Genomic DNA, 21820 nt, shown 5'->3' with positions numbered 1-21820 from the left:
TGCATGATGGATTGGCGTTTTGTGCAAGCGAATAAAGAGGCGCGCTGGGCGTTTTATCTGGCGCTGGCGTATCTCGCTGTGTGGGGGCTTTCCGCCTGGCTGGGGGGGAATGCGACAGGTATAACCGGCCTGCCACGCTGGTTTGAACTCTCCTGCCTGTTTGCTCCGGTGTTGTTTATTGGGTTGTGCTGGATGATGGTACGGATGGTTTTCCGCGACATGTCACTGGAGGACAAAGATGGAAAGTGAAATCATTCTTCCCCTGTTGGCCTATCTGGTGCTGATTGCCGCGCTGTCAGTATTTGCCATGCGCAAGCAACGCCAGGGAAATTTCCTGACAGAATATTTTCTCGGCAGCCGCTCGATGGGTGGCTTTGTGCTGGCGATGACCATCACCGCGACCTATATCAGTGCCAGCTCGTTTATTGGCGGCCCAGGTGCAGCATATAAATATGGGCTAGGCTGGGTGCTGCTCGCCATGATTCAGGTCCCTGCCGTGTGGTTATCACTCGGGGTGCTGGGGAAAAAATTCGCTATTCTGGCACGCCGTTACAATGCGGTGACCCTGAATGACATGCTGTATGGCCGCTACCGCAGCCCACTGCTGATCTGGCTGGCCAGCCTGAGCCTGCTGGTAGCTTTTATTGGCGCGATGACCGTGCAGTTCATTGGCGGTGCGCGATTACTGGAAACGGCGGCGGGTATTCCCTACGATACCGGACTGCTGATTTTTGGCGGCACCATCGCACTTTACACCGCGCTTGGCGGCTTCCGCGCCAGCGTGCTGAATGATGCGATGCAGGGCCTGGTGATGCTGGTCGGCACCTTCCTGCTGCTGTTTGCAGTGATCCATCAGGCTGGCGGGCTGGAAACCGCAGTCACTAAATTGCGCGCCATCGATCCACAGCTGGTTTCGCCAGAAGGCGTTGGCAATGTGATTACGCCAACCTTCCTCAGCTCTTTTGCCGTACTGGTGTGTTTTGGCGTGATTGGTCTGCCGCATACCGCCGTACGTTGTATCTCGTATAAAGACAGTAAGGCGATGCATCGTGGCATCATTATTGGCACCATTGTGGTGGTGATTCTGATGCTGGGAATGCATCTGGCAGGTGCTCTGGGTCGCGCGATACTTCCGGACCTGACCATCCCCGATCAAGTGATTCCCACGCTGATGATCACCGTACTGCCCCCGATGGCCGCAGGCGTTTTTCTGGCTGCGCCTATGGCAGCGATCATGTCGACAATTAACGCGCAGTTGCTGCAATCCTCCGCTACCCTGATCAAAGATCTCTATTTGCGTATCGCGCCACAGCATAGCGAGAATGAGGCGCGCCTGCGCATGCTCTCCGGCACCATCACTTTTGTGCTGGGATTATTGTTGCTGCTGGCCGCCTGGAACCCGCCGGATATGATCATCTGGCTGAACCTGCTGGCTTTTGGTGGCCTTGAGGCAGTGTTCCTGTGGCCACTGGTACTCGGGTTGTACTGGGAGCGCGCAAACGCCGCTGGTGCCATCAGCGGGATGGTCGTCGGTGCCGGTTGCTATACGCTGCTCGCCAGCCTGAAACTCGAACTGTGGGGTTTCCACCCTATCGTTCCATCATTGATCCTTAGCCTGCTGGCCTTTCTGGCAGGTAACCTATTTGGCAGCTCACCTGACGCACAAGACGCTGCCCTGGAATAAAGAGAAACGCTATGCCATGGATTCAAATCAAAATTAACAGCACCGGTGAGCACGCGGAAACACTGAGCGATGCGCTGATGGAAAGCGGTGCCGTGTCTGTGACCTTCCAGGACACCCACGATAATCCGGTTTATGAGCCACTGCCGGGTGAGACACTGCTGTGGGGCGATACGGATGTTATCGGCCTGTTTGATGCCGAAACCGAGATGGACGATGTTGTCGCGGAGCTGAGTCAGCATCCTCTGCTTGGCAGCGGTTTCCGTCATAAGATCGAGCAGATTGAGGATAAAGACTGGGAGCGCGAATGGATGGATAATTTCCACCCGATGCGTTTCGGTGAGCGTTTATGGATCTGCCCGAGCTGGCGCGAAGTCCCGGATCCCAACGCTGTCAACGTGATGCTCGATCCGGGCCTCGCCTTTGGCACTGGCACCCACCCGACCACCTCGCTGTGTCTGAGCTGGCTGGATGGCCTTGATTTACAGGGTAAGACAGTCATCGATTTCGGCTGTGGCTCCGGCATTCTGGCGATTGCCGCCCTGAAACTGGGGGCCGCACAGGCGATTGGTATCGATATCGACCCGCAGGCGATTCAGGCCAGCCGTGATAACGCCGAACGTAATGGCGTGGCTGATCGTCTGGCACTCTATCTCCCCCACCAGCAGCCGGAAAACCTGCAGGCGGATGTGGTGGTCGCCAACATTCTTGCCGGCCCACTGCGCGAACTGGCACCGTTAATCAGCGTTCTGCCAAAATCCGGCGGACATCTGGGGTTATCAGGCGTGCTGGCCAGTCAGGCGGAAAGCGTTTGTGAAGCCTATACCGAACGCTTTGTGCTGGACCCGGTAGCCGAAAAAGAAGAGTGGTGCCGGATTACCGGCATGCGCCGCTAATTCCGCATAATTAGCGCAGTTCATTGTTACCACCCCGCCACATCTCTTGCCAATCAGGCGATGTGGCGTTTTTTATGTTGTGATTTAGCTCAAATTTTCAGAAAAACTTTTGTACACAATTTCAGCGTATTTTTTTAATATACTGAATAATATAGGTATTTCTTATAGCTAACGCCGATCGGCCTCAATTCCTTGATCTTTCCCTGCGAATTGTTCAAAGTTTGGCCTTTCATCTTCGCGAAAAAATGCGTAATATACGCCGCCTTGCGAACAGTTAGGGTCACTTCTTTTTCATGCGCATTGGACATCATCAGCTTCGAAATCGACTCATCGCTGCGCCTATGGCCGGGGTTACCGACAAGCCATTTCGCACCTTGTGTTACGAGAACGGCGCTGGCATGACAGTCTCCGAGATGTTGTCATCAAACCCGGAAGTTTGGGCCAGTGACAAATCCCGTTTGCGCATGGTGCATAGTGACGAGCCTGGCATTCGTGCCGTGCAAATTGCCGGATGTGATCCCGATGAAATGGCGGCTGCCGCGCGCATTAATGTGGCGTCAGGCGCACAGGTCATTGACATCAACATGGGCTGCCCGGCGAAGAAGGTGAATCGTAAGATGGCGGGTTCTGCACTGCTGCAACATCCGCAACTGGTTGAGTCTATTCTCTCCGCAGTGGTTAATGCAGTTGATGTGCCCGTTACGCTGAAGATTCGTACTGGCTGGGATAAAGAAAATCGTAATTGTGTAGAGATTGCCCAATTGGCTGAACGCTGTGGCATTCAGGCCCTCACCATTCATGGACGCACTCGCGCCTGTTTGTTTGAAGGACAAGCTGAATACGACAGCATTCGGACAGTTAAGCAGAGCGTTACCATTCCGGTTATCGCGAATGGTGACATTACTGACCCGCATAAAGCCAGAGCAGTGCTCGATTATACAGGAGCCGATGCTCTGATGATCGGTCGCGCTGCTCAGGGAAGACCGTGGATCTTCCGGGAAATCCAGCATTATCTGGACACAGGGGAGCTGCTGGCACCGAAGCCGTTGGCTGAAGTGAAGCATATGCTGATTGGACATATACGGGAGCTGCACGACTTTTACGGTCAGCGCAAGGGATACCGTATTGCCCGAAAACACGTTTCCTGGTATTTGCAGGAAAATGCCCCTGATGACCAGTTTCGGCGCACATTCAACGCCATTGAGGATGCCAGCGAACAGCTGGAGGCGTTGGAGGCATACTTCGAAAATCTTGCGTAAACGAAATAAAGAGCTGAAAGAACTATGTTCGAACAACGCGTAAATTCTGACGTACTGACCGTTTCTACCGTTAACTCACAGGATCAGGTGACGCAAAAGCCTCTGCGTGATTCGGTTAAACAGGCACTGAAGAACTATTTTGCTCAACTGAATGGTCAGGATGTGAGTGACCTGTATGAGCTGGTACTGGCTGAAGTCGAGCAGCCACTGTTGGACATGGTGATGCAGTACACCCGTGGCAACCAGACCCGTGCAGCCCTGATGATGGGTATCAACCGTGGTACTCTGCGTAAGAAGCTGAAAAAATACGGCATGAACTGATTTCAGTTTGTTGCTGCGATAACGCCAGCCCTCGGGCTGGCGTTTTTGTTTGTGTCTTTATCGTTAACAACGGGTGAAACAGTTGTCCCCATAATGGTAACGATAGTTGCAATTGCTCCAGTGATATTTCGCCCACAACGCCATCCTTGTTCTGCCCCCTTTTCGCACCGATTTCCCCCCGTTTCTTCACCTGATTGCCGCCTAAGCCGCTGCCTATGTGATCCTAAACCATTCCAACCGCAAATCTGCAAACCCATACATTTTGTCCTGCGCCCCCGCTCACACTGCTTCCATATAGTGAAACTTTTTGCACTGTTTGTGATCGAGGCGACTCGCATTGCTTCCTTTTGGTGCGCGATAGTAGTCGGAACTTTCTGAATGCTTCAGTTTATGAAGAGATCTTTCCAATGAATTCAGGATTCTGCAAACCTGGCATTAGCTTTGCAAAGTCGTGAATGGCTGACTGCCACAGACAGGAAAAGCGCACATAAAAGTGCGCAATGCACCCACATCACAACACGATTTCGCCACACAGGATGCTTTATGAAAAAGATGATGCTCTCCACCCTGGTCGCTGCAGCTTCTCTGTTCGCCGTTGCGCAGCAAGCGCACGCCGGCACCACGTTGGATGCAATTAAAAAGAAAGGGTTTGTTCAGTGCGGTATCAGTGATGGCCTGCCCGGCTTTTCCTATGCCGATGCTAGCGGCAAATTCACCGGTATCGACGTTGACGTTTGCCGTGCCGCTGCGGCTGCCGTATTTGGCGATGCTAATAAAGTGAAATACACCCCGCTGACGGCAAAAGAGCGTTTTACTGCGCTGCAATCTGGTGAAGTGGACATTCTGTCTCGCAACACCACCTGGACTTCTTCACGCGATGGCGGCATGGGCTTCCTGTTCGCGGGTGTGAACTATTACGACGGTATCGGTTTCCTGACCCATAAAAAAGCCGGCCTTAAAAGCGCGAAAGAGCTGGATGGTGCCACGGTATGTATCCAGGCGGGTACCGATACCGAACTGAACGTGGCGGATTACTTCAAAGCCAACAATATGCAATACACCCCGGTGACCTTTGACCGTTCTGACGAATCCGCTAAGGCGCTGGACAGTGGTCGCTGCGATACCCTGGCCTCTGACCAGTCTCAGCTGTACGCACTGCGCATCAAGCTGGGCAAACCGGACGAATTCATCGTTCTGCCGGAAGTGATCTCTAAAGAGCCGCTGGGTCCGGTGGTACGTCGTGGCGATGATGACTGGTTCACTATTGTGAAATGGTCACTGTACGCGATGCTGAATGCTGAAGAGATGGGCATCAACTCGAAGAACGTCGATCAGCTGGCCGCCAAACCGTCTAACCCGGACATGGCTCACCTGCTGGGTGCTGAAGGCGACTTCGGTAAGGATCTGAAGCTCGACAACAAATGGGCGTTCAACATCATTAAACAGGTAGGTAACTACCAGGAAAGCTTTGACCGCAACGTCGGTAAAGACAGTGCTCTGAAAATCGCGCGTGGTCAGAATGCGCTCTGGAATCAGGGCGGCATCCAGTACGCTCCGCCGGTACGTTAATTCTGCCTTCCAGTCGGGCACCGCACCCTGCGGTGCCCAATGCGTTTTATTCACTGAGGTTTCAACATGTCACAACGCCCAACCGTAAAAAGGGATTTTTCGTTCGGTAATCCTACGGTTCGCGCCTGGCTTTACCAGATAGTCGCGATTGTGGCCGTGTTCGCTGTTGTGGGATATCTCATCCACAATACGGTGATCAACCTGGCTAATCGTGGCATCACATCCGGTTTTGGCTTCCTGGAGCGCAGTGCCGGTTTCGGCATCGTCCAGCATCTGATTGATTACTCAGAAGGTGATACCTACGCGCGCGTGTTTATGGTGGGGTTAACCAATACCCTGCTGGTTTCCGCGCTCTGTATTGTTTTCGCCTCTATCCTCGGATTCTTTATCGGCCTTGCCCGCCTGTCTGATAACTGGCTCCTGCGCAGGATCTCCACCATTTACATCGAGACGTTCCGCAACATTCCACCGTTGTTGCAGATCTTCTTCTGGTATTTCGCGGTGCTGCGTAATTTACCTGGCCCACGCCAGGCGTTGAACGCATTTGATCTGGCATTTGTCAGTAACCGTGGGCTTTATATTCCCTGGCCTACCTACGCACCGGGGACATGGCCATTCATTATCGCCTTAGCCCTGGCGATAGCGGGTAGCGTTGGATTGTTTCGATTTAACCGTAAACACCAGCTGAAAACCGGTCAGTTCCGCCGTACCTGGCCGTTCGCGGTAGCGATGATCGTTGCCTTCCCACTGATCGCTCATGCGTTGTTTGGTGCGGCGACTCACTGGGATCTGCCGCAATTGCGTGGATTTAACTTCCGGGGTGGCGCGGTGATGATCCCTGAGCTGGCTTCACTGACGCTGGCCCTGTCGATCTACACCTCTTCGTTTATCGCTGAAGTGATTCGCTCGGGTATCCAGTCGGTGCCACACGGTCAGAATGAAGCGGCACGTTCGCTCGGCTTGCCGAATCCTGTGACCATGCGTCAGGTGATCATCCCGCAAGCCATGCGTGTGATCATTCCGCCTCTGACCAGCCAGTATCTCAACATCGTGAAAAACTCTTCACTGGCAGCGGCTATCGGCTATCCGGATATGGTTTCGCTGTTTGCCGGAACAGTGCTGAATCAGACAGGCCAGGCTATCGAGACCATCGCGATCACCATGGCGGTCTACCTGATCATCAGTTTGGTCATTTCACTGCTGATGAACCTCTACAACCGCAAAATTGCGCTGGTTGAGCGTTAAGAGAACGGGATTATTATGTCTGTTACCACACACGAAACACCGCCGGTGCCAACCAACCCTGTCAGCAAAGCCTGGGGTTGGGCGCGCAAAAACCTGTTCTCCAGTTGGTTCAATACCCTGCTGACACTGCTCTGCTTCTGGATTATCTGGAGCGTGATCCCACCTGCACTTAACTGGCTGGTTTTCCAGGCTAACTGGTTCGGCTCAACCCGCGCCGACTGTACCAAAGAAGGTGCCTGCTGGGTGTTTATCCATGCGCGCTTTGGCCAGTTTATGTATGGGCTGTATCCACATGAACTGCGCTGGCGCATCAACCTGGCGCTGGTGATTGGCCTGCTGTCCATCATCCCGATGTTTATCAAATCGATTCCGCATCGTGGCCGTTATATCGCCTGCTGGGCAATAGCCTATCCCATCATCGTCTGGTTCCTGATGTATGGCGGCTATTTGGGCCTGGATCGCGTCGAAACTCGCCAGTGGGGCGGTTTGACGCTGACGCTGATTATCGCATCGGTCGGCATCGCCGGTGCCCTGCCATTGGGGATTTTGCTGGCATTGGGACGCCGTTCAAAGATGCCAGTGGTACGAACCCTGTCGGTGATTTTTATTGAATTCTGGCGTGGTGTACCGCTGATTACCGTGTTGTTTATGTCATCGGTGATGCTGCCGCTGTTTATGGCCGAGGGGACGACCATCGATAAGCTGGTGCGTGCGCTGGTCGGTGTGATTCTGTTCCAGTCAGCTTATGTCGCGGAAGTGGTGCGTGGTGGCTTACAGGCTCTGCCAAAGGGACAGTATGAAGCCGCTGAGTCGCTGGCGCTGGGTTACTGGAAAACACAGATTCTGGTGATTTTGCCTCAGGCACTCAAACTCACCATTCCCGGCTTGGTTAACACTATCATCGCTTTATTTAAAGATACCAGTCTGGTGATCATCATCGGCCTGTTCGATCTTTTCAGTAGCGTGCAGCAGGCCACCGTTGACCCCACATGGCTTGGGATGTCGACGGAAGGCTATGTTTTTGCTGCCCTTGTCTACTGGATTTTCTGTTTTAGCATGTCGCGCTATAGCCAGTATCTGGAGAAGCGCTTTCACACCGGGCGTAAATCGCACTGAGGTTTTACATGACACAATCTATGACTAATTCTGCTGACCAAATGATGATTACGCTCGAAAATGTGAATAAATGGTACGGCCAGTTCCATGTATTAAAGGACATTAACCTGCAGGTGAAACCGCGCGAACGTATCGTTCTTTGCGGACCATCAGGCTCGGGCAAATCCACCACTATCCGTTGCATCAACCACCTGGAAGAGCATCAGCAGGGGCGAATCGTCGTTGATGGCATTCATTTGAATGATGATGTACGCAATATTGAACGTGTACGAACTGAAGTTGGCATGGTGTTCCAGCACTTCAACCTTTTCCCGCATTTGACTGTGTTGCAAAACTGCACGCTAGCACCTATCTGGGTGCGTAAGATGCCAAAGAAAGAGGCGGAAGAACTGGCGATGCATTATCTGCAACGCGTCCGTATTGCCGAGCATGCACATAAATTTCCCGGTCAGCTATCCGGTGGCCAGCAACAGCGCGTGGCAATTGCACGTTCGCTGTGTATGAAACCCAAAATCATGCTGTTTGATGAGCCTACTTCAGCCCTTGACCCTGAAATGGTTAAAGAAGTGCTCGATACCATGATTGGTCTGGCGGAAGATGGCATGACGATGTTGTGTGTAACCCATGAGATGGGCTTTGCGCGCACAGTCGCGGACCGGGTTATCTTTATGGACCGTGGTGAGATCGTGGAACAAGCCCCACCGCAGGAGTTCTTTGCCAATCCGAAGTCAGAACGTACCCGTGCCTTCCTGTCGCAGGTTATTCACTAAGACAGTTCCCTGGCCGGTCCACTGCAATCAACCCTCTGCCCTGGCAGGGGGTTTTTTATGTCTCTGCTTTATTTATCGTGAATGTTTAAGGTCTCGATAGAAACTGCGCGATAAATCGCGCCGCTACGGCACCGTGCTTTTTTCTGATTTTCAGACGTAAAAAAGCCCTGAACTTTCGTTCAGGGCTTCTTCACTTGATTGATGCCTGGCAGTTCCCTACTCTCGCATGGGGAGACCCCACACTACCATCGGCGCTACGGCGTTTCACTTCTGAGTTCGGCATGGGGTCAGGTGGGACCACCGCGCTACAGCCGCCAGGCAAATTCTGTTTATCCGCACCGCCCTCTCAGGCCGCACGAATCTATCCGGATGAACCAAGCTGAAAATCTTCTCTGGTCTCTCAACCAAAACGCCTCTGGCGTTGTAAGGTTAAGCCTCACGGGTCATTAGTACCGGTTAGCTCAATGCATCGCTGCACTTACACATCCGGCCTATCAACGTCGTCGTCTTCAACGTCCCTTCAGGACCCTCAAGGGGTCAGGGAGAACTCATCTCGGGGCAAGTTTCGTGCTTAGATGCTTTCAGCACTTATCTTTTCCGCACTTAGCTACCGGGCAATGCCATTGGCATGACAACCCGAACACCAGTGGTGCGTTCACTCCGGTCCTCTCGTACTAGGAGCAACCCCCCTCAATTCTCCAGCGCCCACGGCAGATAGGGACCGAACTGTCTCACGACGTTCTAAACCCAGCTCGCGTACCACTTTAAACGGCGAACAGCCGTACCCTTGGGACCTACTTCAGCCCCAGGATGTGATGAGCCGACATCGAGGTGCCAAACACCGCCGTCGATATGAACTCTTGGGCGGTATCAGCCTGTTATCCCCGGAGTACCTTTTATCCGTTGAGCGATGGCCCTTCCATTCAGAACCACCGGATCACTATGACCTGCTTTCGCACCTGCTCGAGCCGTCACTCTCGCAGTCAAGCTGGCTTATGCCATTGCACTAACCTCCTGATGTCCGACCAGGATTAGCCAACCTTCGTGCTCCTCCGTTACGCTTTGGGAGGAGACCGCCCCAGTCAAACTACCCACCAGACACTGTCCGCAGCCCGGATTACGGGCCTACGTTAGAACATCAAACATTAAAGGGTGGTATTTCAAGGTCGGCTCCACGCAGACTGGCGTCCACGCTTCAAAGCCTCCCACCTATCCTACACATCAAGGCTCAATGTTCAGTGTCAAGCTATAGTAAAGGTTCACGGGGTCTTTCCGTCTTGCCGCGGGTACACTGCATCTTCACAGCGATTTCAATTTCACTGAGTCTCGGGTGGAGACAGCCTGGCCATCATTACGCCATTCGTGCAGGTCGGAACTTACCCGACAAGGAATTTCGCTACCTTAGGACCGTTATAGTTACGGCCGCCGTTTACCGGGGCTTCGATCAAGAGCTTCTCCTTACGGATAACCCCATCAATTAACCTTCCGGCACCGGGCAGGCGTCACACCGTATACGTCCACTTTCGTGTTTGCACAGTGCTGTGTTTTTAATAAACAGTTGCAGCCAGCTGGTATCTTCGACTGGCTTCAGCTCCGGGAGCAAGTCCCTTCACCTAATGCCAGCGTGCCTTCTCCCGAAGTTACGGCACCATTTTGCCTAGTTCCTTCACCCGAGTTCTCTCAAGCGCCTTGGTATTCTCTACCTGACCACCTGTGTCGGTTTGGGGTACGATTTCGTGTTACCTGGAGCTTAGAGGCTTTTCCTGGAAGCAGGGCATCAGTTACTTCACCACCGTAGTGGCTCGTCATCACGCCTCAGTGTTAAAGAAGACCGGATTTGCCTGGTCTTCACACCTACACGCTTAAACCGGGACAACCGTCGCCCGGATAACCTAGCCTTCTCCGTCCCCCCTTCGCAGTAACACCAAGTACAGGAATATTAACCTGTTTCCCATCGACTACGCTTTTCAGCCTCGCCTTAGGGGTCGACTCACCCTGCCCCGATTAACGTTGGACAGGAACCCTTGGTCTTCCGGCGAGCGGGCTTTTCACCCGCTTTATCGTTACTTATGTCAGCATTCGCACTTCTGATACCTCCAGCAGACCTCACAGTCCACCTTCAGCGGCTTACAGAACGCTCCCCTACCCAACAACACATAGTGTCGCTGCCGCAGCTTCGGTGCATGGTTTAGCCCCGTTACATCTTCCGCGCAGGCCGACTCGACCAGTGAGCTATTACGCTTTCTTTAAATGATGGCTGCTTCTAAGCCAACATCCTGGCTGTCTGTGCCTTCCCACATCGTTTCCCACTTAACCATGACTTTGGGACCTTAGCTGGCGGTCTGGGTTGTTTCCCTCTTCACGACGGACGTTAGCACCCGCCGTGTGTCTCCCGTGATAACATTCTCCGGTATTCGCAGTTTGCATCGGGTTGGTAAGCCGGGATGGCCCCCTAGCCGAAACAGTGCTCTACCCCCGGAGATGAGTTCACGAGGCGCTACCTAAATAGCTTTCGGGGAGAACCAGCTATCTCCCGGTTTGATTGGCCTTTCACCCCCAGCCACAGGTCATCCGCTAATTTTTCAACATTAGTCGGTTCGGTCCTCCAGTTAGTGTTACCCAACCTTCAACCTGCCCATGGCTAGATCACCGGGTTTCGGGTCTATACCCTGCAACTTAACGCCCAATTAAGACTCGGTTTCCCTTCGGCTCCCCTATACGGTTAACCTTGCTACAGAATATAAGTCGCTGACCCATTATACAAAAGGTACGCAGTCACACCCAAAAGGATGCTCCCACTGCTTGTACGTACACGGTTTCAGGTTCTGTTTCACTCCCCTCGCCGGGGTTCTTTTCGCCTTTCCCTCACGGTACTGGTTCACTATCGGTCAGTCAGGAGTATTTAGCCTTGGAGGATGGTCCCCCCATATTCAGACAGGATACCACGTGTCCCGCCCTACTCGTCGGACTCACAGTCCGTGCATTTTCGTGTACGGGGCTGTCACCCTGTATCGCGCGACTTTCCAGACGCTTCCACTAACACACAAACTGATTCAGGTCCTGGGCTGTTCCCCGTTCGCTCGCCGCTACTGGGGGAATCTCGGTTGATTTCTTTTCCTCGGGGTACTTAGATGTTTCAGTTCCCCCGGTTCGCCTCGTTAACCTATGTATTCAGTTAACGATAGTGCACAAGTGCACTGGGTTTCCCCATTCGGACATCGCCGGCTGTTGCGGTTCATATCACCTTGCCGGCGCTTTTCGCAGATTAGCACGTCCTTCATCGCCTCTGACTGCCAGGGCATCCACCGTGTACGCTTAGTCGCTTAACCTCACAACCCACAGGCGTTTTGCAACGCTTATGAATCGTAAGCTTTTGAGAGACTCGAACGCGCCGCTTTCATTTCTTATTACGGAGAAATGAAACAACGCGTCGTTTCAAATTTTCAGCTTGTTCCGGATTGTTAAAGAGCAAATACTTCGCAGCATGCTGAATCAGCATACTCTGAAGTATCTTGGGTAACGCCTTTCACTCATTACCAGCAAGTGGCGTCCCCTAGGGGATTCGAACCCCTGTTACCGCCGTGAAAGGGCGGTGTCCTGGGCCTCTAGACGAAGGGGACACAGGGGTGTCGTCGTCAAGACGGCTTGCTCATGACTTTTATCAGACAATCTGTGTGAGCACTTCGCGGGAAAGTATCTTCAGGTAAGGAGGTGATCCAACCGCAGGTTCCCCTACGGTTACCTTGTTACGACTTCACCCCAGTCATGAATCACAAAGTGGTAAGCGCCCTCCCGAAGGTTAAGCTACCTACTTCTTTTGCAACCCACTCCCATGGTGTGACGGGCGGTGTGTACAAGGCCCGGGAACGTATTCACCGTAGCATTCTGATCTACGATTACTAGCGATTCCGACTTCATGGAGTCGAGTTGCAGACTCCAATCCGGACTACGACGCACTTTATGAGGTCCGCTTGCTCTCGCGAGGTCGCTTCTCTTTGTATGCGCCATTGTAGCACGTGTGTAGCCCTGGCCGTAAGGGCCATGATGACTTGACGTCATCCCCACCTTCCTCCGGTTTATCACCGGCAGTCTCCTTTGAGTTCCCGACCGAATCGCTGGCAACAAAGGATAAGGGTTGCGCTCGTTGCGGGACTTAACCCAACATTTCACAACACGAGCTGACGACAGCCATGCAGCACCTGTCTCACGGTTCCCGAAGGCACTAAGGCATCTCTGCCAAATTCCGTGGATGTCAAGGCCAGGTAAGGTTCTTCGCGTTGCATCGAATTAAACCACATGCTCCACCGCTTGTGCGGGCCCCCGTCAATTCATTTGAGTTTTAACCTTGCGGCCGTACTCCCCAGGCGGTCGACTTAACGCGTTAGCTCCGGAAGCCACGCCTCAAGGGCACAACCTCCAAGTCGACATCGTTTACGGCGTGGACTACCAGGGTATCTAATCCTGTTTGCTCCCCACGCTTTCGCACCTGAGCGTCAGTCTTCGTCCAGGGGGCCGCCTTCGCCACCGGTATTCCTCCAGATCTCTACGCATTTCACCGCTACACCTGGAATTCTACCCCCCTCTACGAGACTCAAGCCTGCCAGTTTCGAATGCAGTTCCCAGGTTAAGCCCGGGGATTTCACATCCGACTTGACAGACCGCCTGCGTGCGCTTTACGCCCAGTAATTCCGATTAACGCTTGCACCCTCCGTATTACCGCGGCTGCTGGCACGGAGTTAGCCGGTGCTTCTTCTGCGGGTAACGTCAATGCATGAAGCTATTCACTTCACACCCTTCCTCCCCGCTGAAAGTACTTTACAACCCGAAGGCCTTCTTCATACACGCGGCATGGCTGCATCAGGCTTGCGCCCATTGTGCAATATTCCCCACTGCTGCCTCCCGTAGGAGTCTGGACCGTGTCTCAGTTCCAGTGTGGCTGGTCATCCTCTCAGACCAGCTAGGGATCGTCGCCTAGGTGAGCCGTTACCCCACCTACTAGCTAATCCCATCTGGGTTCATCCGATGGTGTGAGGCCCGAAGGTCCCCCACTTTGGTCTTGCGACGTTATGCGGTATTAGCTACCGTTTCCAGTAGTTATCCCCCTCCATCGGGCAGATCCCCAGACATTACTCACCCGTCCGCCACTCGTCACCCGGGGAGCAAGCTCCCCTGTGCTACCGTTCGACTTGCATGTGTTAGGCCTGCCGCCAGCGTTCAATCTGAGCCATGATCAAACTCTTCAATTTAAAGTTTGATGCTCAAAGAATTAAACTTCGTAATGAATTACGTGTTCACTCTTGAGACTTGATATTTTTTAAGTCCGTGGACTTTTGATATCAATCCTGCGAGTGCCCACACAGATTGTCTGATAAATTGTTAAAGAGCAGTGCGGGCAGCGGGTTAACCGTCTGTCGCGAGGTGGCGTATATTACGCTTTCCTCCTTCAGAGTCAATCACTTTTTTCAGCGATTTTCTCCGGCGGGATGAATCACTTCGTCCCTTGCTGACCCGTCTGCGTTGCCGCTTTGCCGTGTCAGTGGAGGCGCATTATAGGGATCCGATTTTTTTGCACAACCCCTTTTTTCGATCTTTTGATTCAACTGGTGAGTTTTCATCCTTTCTGCTGGGATCACGAACGATCCGCTCAATAATTAGCTTGTCTGACGCACCGATCGCGCTCAGGCTAGGCATAAATGAGTAAAAGGAGAAAGATCATGTCCACAGCCTTACGTCCCTATAAAAGCAGCTACCCGCAAACTGGTGATCGCGTCATGATCGATAAAAGCAGTGTTGTGGTTGGCGATGTTGTATTAGGAGACGATGTCAGTATCTGGCCACTGGTTGCTATTCGCGGTGACGTGAATCAGGTGATGATTGGCGCACGAACCAATATCCAGGATGGCTGCGTCCTCCATGTGACGCATAAGTCAGCCAGCAATCCGGCGGGTTACCCTCTGGTGATTGGCGAAGATGTTACGGTGGGCCACAAAGCTATGCTGCATGGCTGCACCATTGGCGATCGCGTCCTGGTTGGCATGGGATCGATTCTGCTGGATGGCGTAATAGTAGAAGAGGATGTGATGATTGGTGCAGGTAGCCTCGTCCCCCCCGGCAAGCGTCTGGAAAGTGGCTACCTGTATTTAGGCAGCCCGGTGAAACAAATTCGCCCGCTTAATGAAACCGAGATAGAGGGCCTTCGTTACTCAGCAAACAACTATGTTGGCTGGAAAAATGATTATCTCGCTCAGGAAAGCCAGACCCAGCCCTGATGATCAACTTCATCATTACGGATAAGTTGCTCGGCCTCCTCTTCCAGATCCCAGCGATGAGCGCTAAACAGCGCCATCGCTTCCCCCTCACCGAATCTGTCATGCAATGCCTGAAGAGAGATCGCGCACATCAGCCCCATGCCATTCACCATCGCCGGAAAACACACCGCTTGCCGGTTTTGATCCCAATCTTCCCGATCAGGAAACTGAATCGCCTGATTCACGGCTGCATCGCCTGCTTTAATTGCGCAATGACGGGCGTGATCTCAGGCATCACACCATGCCATAACTGAAAGGCATGCGCTGCCTGCCCCACCAGCATACCCAATCCATCGGCGAGTTGTTGCGCCCCCTGTTGCTGGCACCAAAACAAAAATGGCGTCAGACCCGGCTGGTAAAACATGTCATAACAGCGCGTATGTTGAGAAATCAATGAAATGGGCAGTGGCGGCACATCGCCTTTCACACCGCTGGAAGTGGCATTGATTATCAGATCAAACGACTGGCCGGCCAGAGAAGTAAAACTGCAGGCATGAATGGCCCCACTATGCTGGAAAATATCCGCAAGCAGCTCCGCCTTTTCAACCGTACGATTCGTCACTGTCAGAGCACACCCTAATGAGAGCAGTGGCAAAATCACGCCGCGTGCGGCTCCCCCTGCCCCCACCAGCAATACCCGATCGCCGGGGCGGATCATTTTAAGCCGCTCAAGATCGCTCAGTAAGCCGATGCCATCCGTGTTGTCGCCCAGGATCTGCCCCTGCGCATCCTTCTTTAACGTATTGACCGCCCCAGAGAGCGCAGCACGCTCGCTGAGTTCATCAGCAAACTCCCACGCCTGCTCTTTGAAGGGCAACGTCACATTGGCCCCTTTCCCACCCGCCGAAAAGAACTCGCTGATCGCCTGCGGAAAACCATCCAGTGGTGCGCATACGCGACCATAGTGGTGTTCAATTCCCGTTTGCTCTGCGAATAAACGATGGATAAAAGGTGACTTACTATGTTCAATCGGGTTACCAAAAACGGCAAAGTTCTCCATAAATTAGCCCTGACGGATAAGTTCGCCGCTGATAACGTCGCGGATTTCAGAAGGATTAAGACGCCCGCCCGTTTCACCCGCTAATACCGGAAACTCAGCACCAAATTGCTGAGCGACTTCGGCAACGGTGCGACATGGTGTCTCGCCTGAAAGATTGGCACTGGTTGAAACCAGCGGTTTACCGAAGCGCTGACACAGCGCCTGCACATCAGGATGGTCGCTAACGCGAATCGCCAGTGAGTCAAAACGTCCAGTCAGCCACCGTGGCGTATGCGGTGATGCCGGTACGACAAACGTGACCGGCCCCGGCCAGCAGGCAAACATACGTTCACGCTGCACCACGGAAAGCTCCTGATCGGCAACGTAGGGTTCCAGCTGAGCATAATCGGCCGCAATCAGGATCAACCCTTTTTCGACTGGCCGCTGTTTCAGCGCCAGTAATGACATTACAGCACTTTCGCTGTCCGGGTCACATCCCAGACCAAAAACCGCCTCTGTGGGATAGGCGATCACCGCATGTTGCTGCAACTGTTGAATACAGAAATCCAGATTTTCCGCTGAAGAGTGATTTTGCGTCATGGTAATTCATTGTCCTGCACAACGGGTTTACCGCAGCGCTTACTGGCGCAGAAACGTTTCTTGCCCTGCGCGGTTTTCTTTTCAATTAATAAAGGGAACTGGCAGTGCGGGCAGACACCCTCAACAGGAGTCGCATTCAGCGCAAACTGGCAGTCCGGATAACGATCGCAGGAGTGGAATGTCTTACCATAGCGCGAACGGCGCTGAACCAGCTTCCCGCTTTGGCACTGTGGACAGGCGATAGCCGTCTCGTCAGGCTTATCAATCGTTTCAGTATAATCACATTCTGGATAGTGGCTGCAGCCAACAAACATGCCAAAGCGTCCCTGACGAAGCACTTTATCAGCGCCGCATTGCGGACAGGCATGGCCTTCCAGGACTTTAACGATATGGCCATCGCCCTGGTTTTTCAGCGGGCGGATATACTCGCAGGCAGGAAAGTTGGCACAGCCAAGAAATGGACCATGTTTGCCGGCACGTATCACTAAATCTGCCCCGCAAGCGGGGCAGGGATCATGTTTACGCACGGTAAATAGTGCTGATTTACTCATATAACCCGATGCATCAAGCGCAAATTAATGCAGCATACCTTCATTGACGTCGAATAACAGTTCTTCCATTTGCTGATAAGCATTTTCGCATCCTGGGATGTTAAACAACACCATCAGCACCACCCATTTGAGATCTTCCAGATCGAATTCGAGGGTATCAAGGGCCATCACACGTTCGATAACCATTTCGCGAGTTTCCATATTCAGCACCTGGATTTGTTCCAGGAACAGAATAAAACCACGACATTCGGCATCCAGACGCAGGCTCTCTTCCTCCGTGTAGATTCGCATTGAGAACGGATCGTTCGCCAGCAACACTGGCGCAACTAAACCTTCCTGGTAATCCGCCAGTCTCTCAAGCCAATTCAACGCATTGTAGATATCTTCACGATGAAAACCGGCATCCGTTAAATCATCGGTCAATTTATCCTGATCAACGCGCATTTCGGCTTCGTTGTGGATATAGGTCTCAAACAAGTACATAAGTACGTCGAACATGGCATGCCCTCCTCAATCGGACATAGCCGCCGGGTACAGCTGCGATCCATCCTGCTAACTCCAGCTCCAGCAACTGGGCTGAGATAACTGGCACAGGTTGGCCGGCACGTTCAGCGACGACGTCAACAGGTGTAACCTCATCACCTACGTTAGCCAACACGTCTGCAAATGGCAATGGAACATCGTCACTGTCTTGTGAATATATTGTTTCTGAGGTTGTTGCAGGTAGCCAATGCAGCGTGGAACGCAGGTCTTCGAGAATATTATCAGGATGCACAACCAGCAACGCGCCCTGCTGGATTAACCAGTGCGTCCCTTCACTGCCTGCGTTACCTAATGCACCGGGCAAGGCATAGACATTACGGTTTTGTTCCAGTGCATAACGCGCCGTCACCAGTGAACCGCTTTTGAATGAGGCTTCTACTACCAGCACTCCGAGACTCAGCCCGCTGATAATACGATTGCGACGCGGGAAATTTACCGCATACGGAGCCATTTCCAGAGGAAACTCCGAAACCAGAGCGCCGCCATTGTTCACGATATCCTGTGCCAGCTGTTGATGACTTTTCGGATAGATATGTTTCAGCCCGCAGCCCAGCACTGCAATGGTTTTACCAGATGCATTCAGCGCCGCCCGATGAGCAATGCCATCAATCCCCCGCGCCAGACCGCTGGTGATGGTCAATCCATTCGCCGCCAGTTGCTGTGCGAAATAGCTTCCCCACTCGCTTCCATAATGAGAGCAATGGCGGCTCCCAACCACCGCGAGTTGTGGCGTATGTAACGCTGCGACATTCCCCATTACATACAATAGCGAAGGAAAACGACTGATCTCAGCCAGCGCAGGGGGAAAATCGCTGTCCAGCACCGAAAGCAGCTGATGTTGTGGATTCTCCAGCCACTGGCGAGTGCGTAAAAGCTGCCGTGAGCATAGAGTATGAAATTGTTTTCGCTGCGTTTCACTCAGTCGCTGCGACGTCATCAAATCATCATCCATATGCCCGGTAGTTTGCAGCCTTTCCGCCAGATGGCGGATCTGCTGTCCACTGAGTCCTTTCACATTTGCCAGCCTGAGCATCCACTCAATTTTGTCCACGCCTCACTCCCTGTCAGCCGGTGCCATCATGCGGTGCAATGCTGTCAATCAGGCCCCAAAAAGTCTACAATATGAGGTAGTAATCTTTTCTTTAACGCATACAGATCTGGAAATTTATGTCAGTTTTGCAGGTATTACATTACCCTGATGACCGTCTTCGCAAAATCGCAGCACCGGTGAAAACCGTTGATGCTGGCGTGCAACGCATCGTCGATGACATGTTTGAAACGATGTACGCTGAAGAAGGTATTGGCCTTGCAGCGACTCAGGTTGATATTCATCAGCGCATTATCGTGATTGATGTGTCGGAAAGCCGCGAAGAGCGCCTGGTGTTGATTAACCCAGAGTTGCTGGAAAAAGGTGGCGAAACCGGCATCGAAGAAGGCTGTCTCTCCATCCCGGAACAACGTGCTTTTGTGCCGCGCTCTGAGTGGGTAAAAGTGCGTGCGCAGGATCGTGACGGTAACACTTTCGAGCTGGAAACTGATGGCTTGCTGGCGATCTGCATTCAGCACGAAATCGACCATCTCGATGGCAAACTCTTTATTGATTATCTGTCCCCGCTGAAACGTCAGCGCATTAAACAGAAACTGGAAAAACTGGCACGCCAGAATGCACGCGCATCCTGAGTGCAAATAGAAGGTTAAACTGTGTCTGCACCGCTAAAAATCATTTTTGCCGGTACACCTGACTTTGCAGCGCGTCATCTTGACGCGTTGCTTGCTTCTGAGCATCAGGTGGTTGGCGTCTTTACGCAGCCCGATCGCCCTGCCGGCCGTGGCAACAAACTCACACCCAGCCCGGTAAAAGTTCTGGCACAGGCTCATGACGTTCCGGTTTTTCAGCCGAAATCATTAAAACCAGCCGAGAACCAGCATCTGGTCGCTGACCTGCAAGCTGATGTAATGGTGGTGGTGGCCTATGGTCTGATCTTGCCAAAAGCCGTGCTGGATATGCCGCGTCTGGGTTGTATCAATGTTCACGGTTCTCTGCTGCCGCGCTGGCGTGGCGCCGCCCCGATTCAACGTTCGCTCTGGGCTGGCGATGCTGAAACCGGCGTAACCATTATGCAGATGGATGTGGGCCTGGATACCGGTGACATGCTGTATAAACTCGCCTGCCCGATTACCGAACATGACACCAGTGCCACGCTGTATGACAAATTAGCGCAACTCGGCCCTGAAGGAATGCTGAAGACGCTGGAGCAACTGGCAAACGGCAGCCTACAGCCGGAAAAACAGGACGAGGCGCTGGTTAGCTACGCCGAGAAGCTGAGCAAAGAAGAAGCCCGCCTCGACTGGACGCTTTCTGCCGCACAACTTGAACGCTGTATTCGCGCATTCAACCCCTGGCCAATGAGCTATTTCATAGTGGATGATCAACCCGTGAAAGTCTGGCAAGCCAGTGTGCTACCGCATCAGGCAAAACAGCCCGGTGAAATACTTCATGCCGATAAGCAGGGCATTCAGATTGCGACGGCTGATGGTGTTCTGAATTTGCTTTCGCTACAGCCTGCCGGTAAAAAAGCCATGTCCGTACAGGATTTGCTTAACTCACGCCGTGAATGGTTCACTCCTGGCAGTATTCTGGCCTGATCCCATAGCCCGGTTAACACCGGGCTTTTTGTTTGATGAATGAATCGCATGAAAAAAACGACAAACCTGCGTAGCCTGGCCGCGCAATTAATTGAACGCGTAGTGGATAAAGGCGAGTCGCTTAGCGCTATTCTGCCTGGTGCGCAAAAAGCGCTGTCCGATAAAGACGCTGCGTTATTGCAGGAGCTCTGCTTTGGGGTGATGCGTACCTTGCCGCAGCTTGAAGCGTTAATTGGCAAGCTAATGGAGCGCCCCTTAACCGGTAAGCAGCGCGTTCTCCATTATCTGATTATGGTCGGACTGTATCAGTTGCTGTATACCCGCATACCGCCCCATGCTGCACTGGCGGAAACCGTGGCCGGTGCTGAAGTGCTGAAGCGCGCTAACCTGAAAGGTTTGCTCAATGGTGTATTGCGCCAGTTCCAGCGTCAGCAGGAAACGCTGGTAGCGGAAGTGGATCAGGGTACGCAGCGCTATTTGCATCCCGGCTGGTTGCTTAAACGTTTGCAAACCGCATGGCCTGAGCAGTGGGAGCAGATTGTTGAAGCGAATAATCAGCGCCCGCCAATGTGGCTGCGCGTCAACCGTCAACATCATTCTCGTGACGCATGGCTGGCATTGCTTGAGCAGGCAGAAAAGAATGCTTTCCCGGGGGATGCCCCTGATTCACTACGTCTGGAAGCTCCAGCTCCAGTCGGGCAGTTGCCTGGTTTCGATCAGGGCTGGGTAACGGTTCAGGATTTATCCGCACAACGCTGTGCCTTGTTGCTTGAGCCGCAAAATGGCGAAACCATTCTCGACCTTTGTGCGGCACCAGGCGGAAAAACCACCCATATCCTTGAAATCGCACCGCAGGCGCAGGTGTTAGCCGTCGATATTGATGAACAACGTCTGGTACGCGTAAAGGACAATCTGCAACGCCTCGGCATGCAGGCGGATGTGCGCCAGGGAGACGGCCGTACCCCGGCACAATGGTGTGGCGATAAGCAATTTGACCGTATTCTGTTGGATGCCCCCTGTTCGGCAACCGGCGTGATTCGTCGCCACCCCGATATTAAATGGCTGCGACGCGATCGGGATATCGCCGAACTGGCCAGCCTGCAACGTGAAATTCTCGCAGCGGTATGGTCACGGCTGAAAAGCGGGGGCACACTGCTTTACGCCACCTGTTCGATCCTGCCGGAAGAAAACCATCAGCAAATCAGCACATTCCTGGCTGCCCATCCCGATGCAATAGCTGAGGCATTGCCTAAGGGCCAGGAAAATGGCTGGCAGGTATTTCCCAGCACAGATGGCGGAGATGGTTTCTTCTACGCTAAGTTGATGAAAAAATAAT

19 protein-coding genes, 1 tRNA gene and 3 rRNA genes are annotated in these 21820 nt (G+C 53.0%); 13 read left to right on the top strand and 10 right to left on the bottom strand.

Annotated elements, in window-relative coordinates; genetic code table 11:
- Positions 1-6: 6 nt before the first annotated feature.
- The 9 genes from RCF31_RS14985 (at position 7) to RCF31_RS14945 (ending at position 8857) form a co-directional block, all read left to right on the top strand.
- Positions 7-249, top strand: coding sequence for a YhdT family protein (locus tag RCF31_RS14985; RefSeq protein ID WP_416413265.1), 243 nt, complete (start codon positions 7-9; stop codon positions 247-249).
- Positions 239-1684, top strand: coding sequence for a sodium/pantothenate symporter (panF, locus tag RCF31_RS14980; protein ID WP_416411433.1), 1446 nt, complete (start codon positions 239-241; stop codon positions 1682-1684). Before RCF31_RS14985 ends, panF begins: the two co-directional genes overlap by 11 nt.
- Before the next feature lie 11 nt (positions 1685-1695).
- Complete coding sequence (prmA, locus tag RCF31_RS14975) at positions 1696-2577, top strand: 50S ribosomal protein L11 methyltransferase (RefSeq protein ID WP_416411432.1); 882 nt, start codon at positions 1696-1698, stop codon at positions 2575-2577.
- A 293-nt stretch (positions 2578-2870) separates the two neighbouring features.
- The gene (gene dusB, locus RCF31_RS14970; protein ID WP_084877254.1) at positions 2871-3836 is read left to right on the top strand and encodes a tRNA dihydrouridine synthase DusB; all 966 of its coding nucleotides are present in this window, start codon (positions 2871-2873) and stop codon (positions 3834-3836) included.
- 24 nt (positions 3837-3860) lie between these two features.
- A complete protein-coding gene (gene fis, locus RCF31_RS14965; RefSeq protein ID WP_003855228.1) occupies positions 3861-4157 on the top strand; it encodes a DNA-binding transcriptional regulator Fis in 297 nt (98 codons plus the stop codon).
- A gap of 543 nt (positions 4158-4700) precedes the next feature.
- Positions 4701-5726 carry an amino acid ABC transporter substrate-binding protein gene (locus RCF31_RS14960; RefSeq protein ID WP_084877260.1) on the top strand — a complete coding sequence of 342 codons (1026 nt, stop codon included), beginning with the start codon at positions 4701-4703 and terminating at the stop codon, positions 5724-5726.
- A gap of 66 nt (positions 5727-5792) precedes the next feature.
- The gene (locus tag RCF31_RS14955; protein WP_416411431.1) at positions 5793-6971 is read left to right on the top strand and encodes an amino acid ABC transporter permease; all 1179 of its coding nucleotides are present in this window, start codon (positions 5793-5795) and stop codon (positions 6969-6971) included.
- A 15-nt stretch (positions 6972-6986) separates the two neighbouring features.
- Complete coding sequence (locus RCF31_RS14950) at positions 6987-8087, top strand: amino acid ABC transporter permease (RefSeq protein WP_416411430.1); 1101 nt, start codon at positions 6987-6989, stop codon at positions 8085-8087.
- An 8-nt stretch (positions 8088-8095) separates the two neighbouring features.
- On the top strand, positions 8096-8857 hold the full coding sequence (locus tag RCF31_RS14945; protein WP_084877269.1) for an amino acid ABC transporter ATP-binding protein: 762 nt from the start codon (positions 8096-8098) through the stop codon (positions 8855-8857).
- Between the two features lie 203 nt (positions 8858-9060).
- Here RCF31_RS14945 and rrf read toward each other — a convergent pair.
- The 4 genes from rrf to RCF31_RS14925 all read right to left on the bottom strand — a co-directional run bounded on the left by rrf (position 9061) and on the right by RCF31_RS14925 (position 14103).
- Positions 9061-9176 (bottom strand): 5S ribosomal RNA (gene rrf / locus RCF31_RS14940).
- A gap of 106 nt (positions 9177-9282) precedes the next feature.
- Positions 9283-12186, bottom strand: a 23S ribosomal RNA gene (locus RCF31_RS14935).
- A gap of 215 nt (positions 12187-12401) precedes the next feature.
- Positions 12402-12477 (bottom strand) — tRNA-Glu (locus tag RCF31_RS14930).
- Between the two features lie 84 nt (positions 12478-12561).
- Positions 12562-14103 (bottom strand): 16S ribosomal RNA (locus RCF31_RS14925).
- Together the 16S, 23S and 5S rRNA genes with 1 tRNA gene alongside form the textbook arrangement of a ribosomal RNA operon.
- Positions 14104-14571: 468 nt before the next feature.
- On the opposite strand from RCF31_RS14925, the gene RCF31_RS14920 reads away from it, so the two are divergent.
- A complete protein-coding gene (locus RCF31_RS14920; RefSeq protein WP_416411429.1) occupies positions 14572-15126 on the top strand; it encodes a gamma carbonic anhydrase family protein in 555 nt (184 codons plus the stop codon).
- Here the strand turns inward: RCF31_RS14920 and RCF31_RS14915 are convergent.
- From RCF31_RS14915 to dprA, 6 genes are read right to left on the bottom strand one after another with little or no spacing between them, the layout of a single operon-like run.
- Positions 15102-15350: a DUF1488 domain-containing protein gene (locus RCF31_RS14915; RefSeq protein WP_416411428.1), complete on the bottom strand. Its 249-nt coding sequence runs from the start codon at positions 15348-15350 to the stop codon at positions 15102-15104. The genes RCF31_RS14920 and RCF31_RS14915 overlap by 25 nt on opposite strands.
- A complete protein-coding gene (gene aroE, locus RCF31_RS14910) occupies positions 15347-16165 on the bottom strand; it encodes a shikimate dehydrogenase (protein WP_416411427.1) in 819 nt (272 codons plus the stop codon). The genes RCF31_RS14915 and aroE overlap by 4 nt, the downstream gene beginning before the upstream one ends.
- Before the next feature lie 3 nt (positions 16166-16168).
- Positions 16169-16744 carry an L-threonylcarbamoyladenylate synthase type 1 TsaC gene (tsaC, locus tag RCF31_RS14905; RefSeq protein WP_416411426.1) on the bottom strand — a complete coding sequence of 192 codons (576 nt, stop codon included), beginning with the start codon at positions 16742-16744 and terminating at the stop codon, positions 16169-16171.
- Positions 16741-17295: a topoisomerase DNA-binding C4 zinc finger domain-containing protein gene (locus RCF31_RS14900; RefSeq protein WP_299447378.1), complete on the bottom strand. Its 555-nt coding sequence runs from the start codon at positions 17293-17295 to the stop codon at positions 16741-16743. Before RCF31_RS14900 ends, tsaC begins: the two co-directional genes overlap by 4 nt.
- Before the next feature lie 24 nt (positions 17296-17319).
- On the bottom strand, positions 17320-17793 hold the full coding sequence (gene smg / locus RCF31_RS14895; RefSeq protein ID WP_416411425.1) for a DUF494 family protein Smg: 474 nt from the start codon (positions 17791-17793) through the stop codon (positions 17320-17322).
- On the bottom strand, positions 17765-18889 hold the full coding sequence (dprA, locus tag RCF31_RS14890; protein ID WP_416411424.1) for a DNA-protecting protein DprA: 1125 nt from the start codon (positions 18887-18889) through the stop codon (positions 17765-17767). Before dprA ends, smg begins: the two co-directional genes overlap by 29 nt.
- A 116-nt stretch (positions 18890-19005) precedes the next feature.
- Here dprA and def point away from each other — a divergent pair, with 116 nt between their 5' ends.
- From def to rsmB, 3 genes are read left to right on the top strand one after another with little or no spacing between them, the layout of a single operon-like run.
- Entirely contained in the window at positions 19006-19518 is a 513-nt protein-coding gene (gene def / locus RCF31_RS14885) for a peptide deformylase (RefSeq protein ID WP_416411423.1), read from the top strand.
- A 21-nt stretch (positions 19519-19539) separates the two neighbouring features.
- Positions 19540-20484: a methionyl-tRNA formyltransferase gene (gene fmt, locus RCF31_RS14880; protein WP_416411422.1), complete on the top strand. Its 945-nt coding sequence runs from the start codon at positions 19540-19542 to the stop codon at positions 20482-20484.
- Between the two features lie 48 nt (positions 20485-20532).
- Positions 20533-21819: a 16S rRNA (cytosine(967)-C(5))-methyltransferase RsmB gene (gene rsmB / locus RCF31_RS14875; RefSeq protein WP_416411421.1), complete on the top strand. Its 1287-nt coding sequence runs from the start codon at positions 20533-20535 to the stop codon at positions 21817-21819.
- The last annotated feature ends 1 nt before the right edge of the window (position 21820 follow it).

The sequence above is a fragment of the Pantoea sp. App145 genome, from assembly GCF_047947045.1.
Lineage (GTDB): Bacteria > Pseudomonadota > Gammaproteobacteria > Enterobacterales > Enterobacteriaceae > Pantoea.
Note: the sequence above shows the minus strand (reverse complement) of the source record. Positions and strands in the feature narration are given on the sequence as shown.

Excerpts from the sequence above, each read along its gene's own strand:
- RCF31_RS14985 (WP_416413265.1), top strand. The coding sequence starts at position 7 with ATGGATTGGCGTTTTGTGCAAGCGAATAAAGAGGCGCGCTGGGCGTTT.
- panF (WP_416411433.1), top strand. The coding sequence starts at position 239 with ATGGAAAGTGAAATCATTCTTCCCCTGTTGGCCTATCTGGTGCTGATT.
- prmA (WP_416411432.1), top strand. The coding sequence starts at position 1,696 with ATGCCATGGATTCAAATCAAAATTAACAGCACCGGTGAGCACGCGGAA.
- dusB (WP_084877254.1), top strand. The coding sequence starts at position 2,871 with ATGCGCATTGGACATCATCAGCTTCGAAATCGACTCATCGCTGCGCCT.
- fis (WP_003855228.1), top strand. The coding sequence starts at position 3,861 with ATGTTCGAACAACGCGTAAATTCTGACGTACTGACCGTTTCTACCGTT.
- RCF31_RS14960 (WP_084877260.1), top strand. The coding sequence starts at position 4,701 with ATGAAAAAGATGATGCTCTCCACCCTGGTCGCTGCAGCTTCTCTGTTC.
- RCF31_RS14955 (WP_416411431.1), top strand. The coding sequence starts at position 5,793 with ATGTCACAACGCCCAACCGTAAAAAGGGATTTTTCGTTCGGTAATCCT.
- RCF31_RS14950 (WP_416411430.1), top strand. The coding sequence starts at position 6,987 with ATGTCTGTTACCACACACGAAACACCGCCGGTGCCAACCAACCCTGTC.
- RCF31_RS14945 (WP_084877269.1), top strand. The coding sequence starts at position 8,096 with ATGACACAATCTATGACTAATTCTGCTGACCAAATGATGATTACGCTC.
- RCF31_RS14920 (WP_416411429.1), top strand. The coding sequence starts at position 14,572 with ATGTCCACAGCCTTACGTCCCTATAAAAGCAGCTACCCGCAAACTGGT.
- aroE (WP_416411427.1), bottom strand. The coding sequence starts at position 16,165 with ATGGAGAACTTTGCCGTTTTTGGTAACCCGATTGAACATAGTAAGTCA.
- tsaC (WP_416411426.1), bottom strand. The coding sequence starts at position 16,744 with ATGACGCAAAATCACTCTTCAGCGGAAAATCTGGATTTCTGTATTCAA.
- RCF31_RS14900 (WP_299447378.1), bottom strand. The coding sequence starts at position 17,295 with ATGAGTAAATCAGCACTATTTACCGTGCGTAAACATGATCCCTGCCCC.
- smg (WP_416411425.1), bottom strand. The coding sequence starts at position 17,793 with ATGTTCGACGTACTTATGTACTTGTTTGAGACCTATATCCACAACGAA.
- def (WP_416411423.1), top strand. The coding sequence starts at position 19,006 with ATGTCAGTTTTGCAGGTATTACATTACCCTGATGACCGTCTTCGCAAA.
- rsmB (WP_416411421.1), top strand. The coding sequence starts at position 20,533 with ATGAAAAAAACGACAAACCTGCGTAGCCTGGCCGCGCAATTAATTGAA.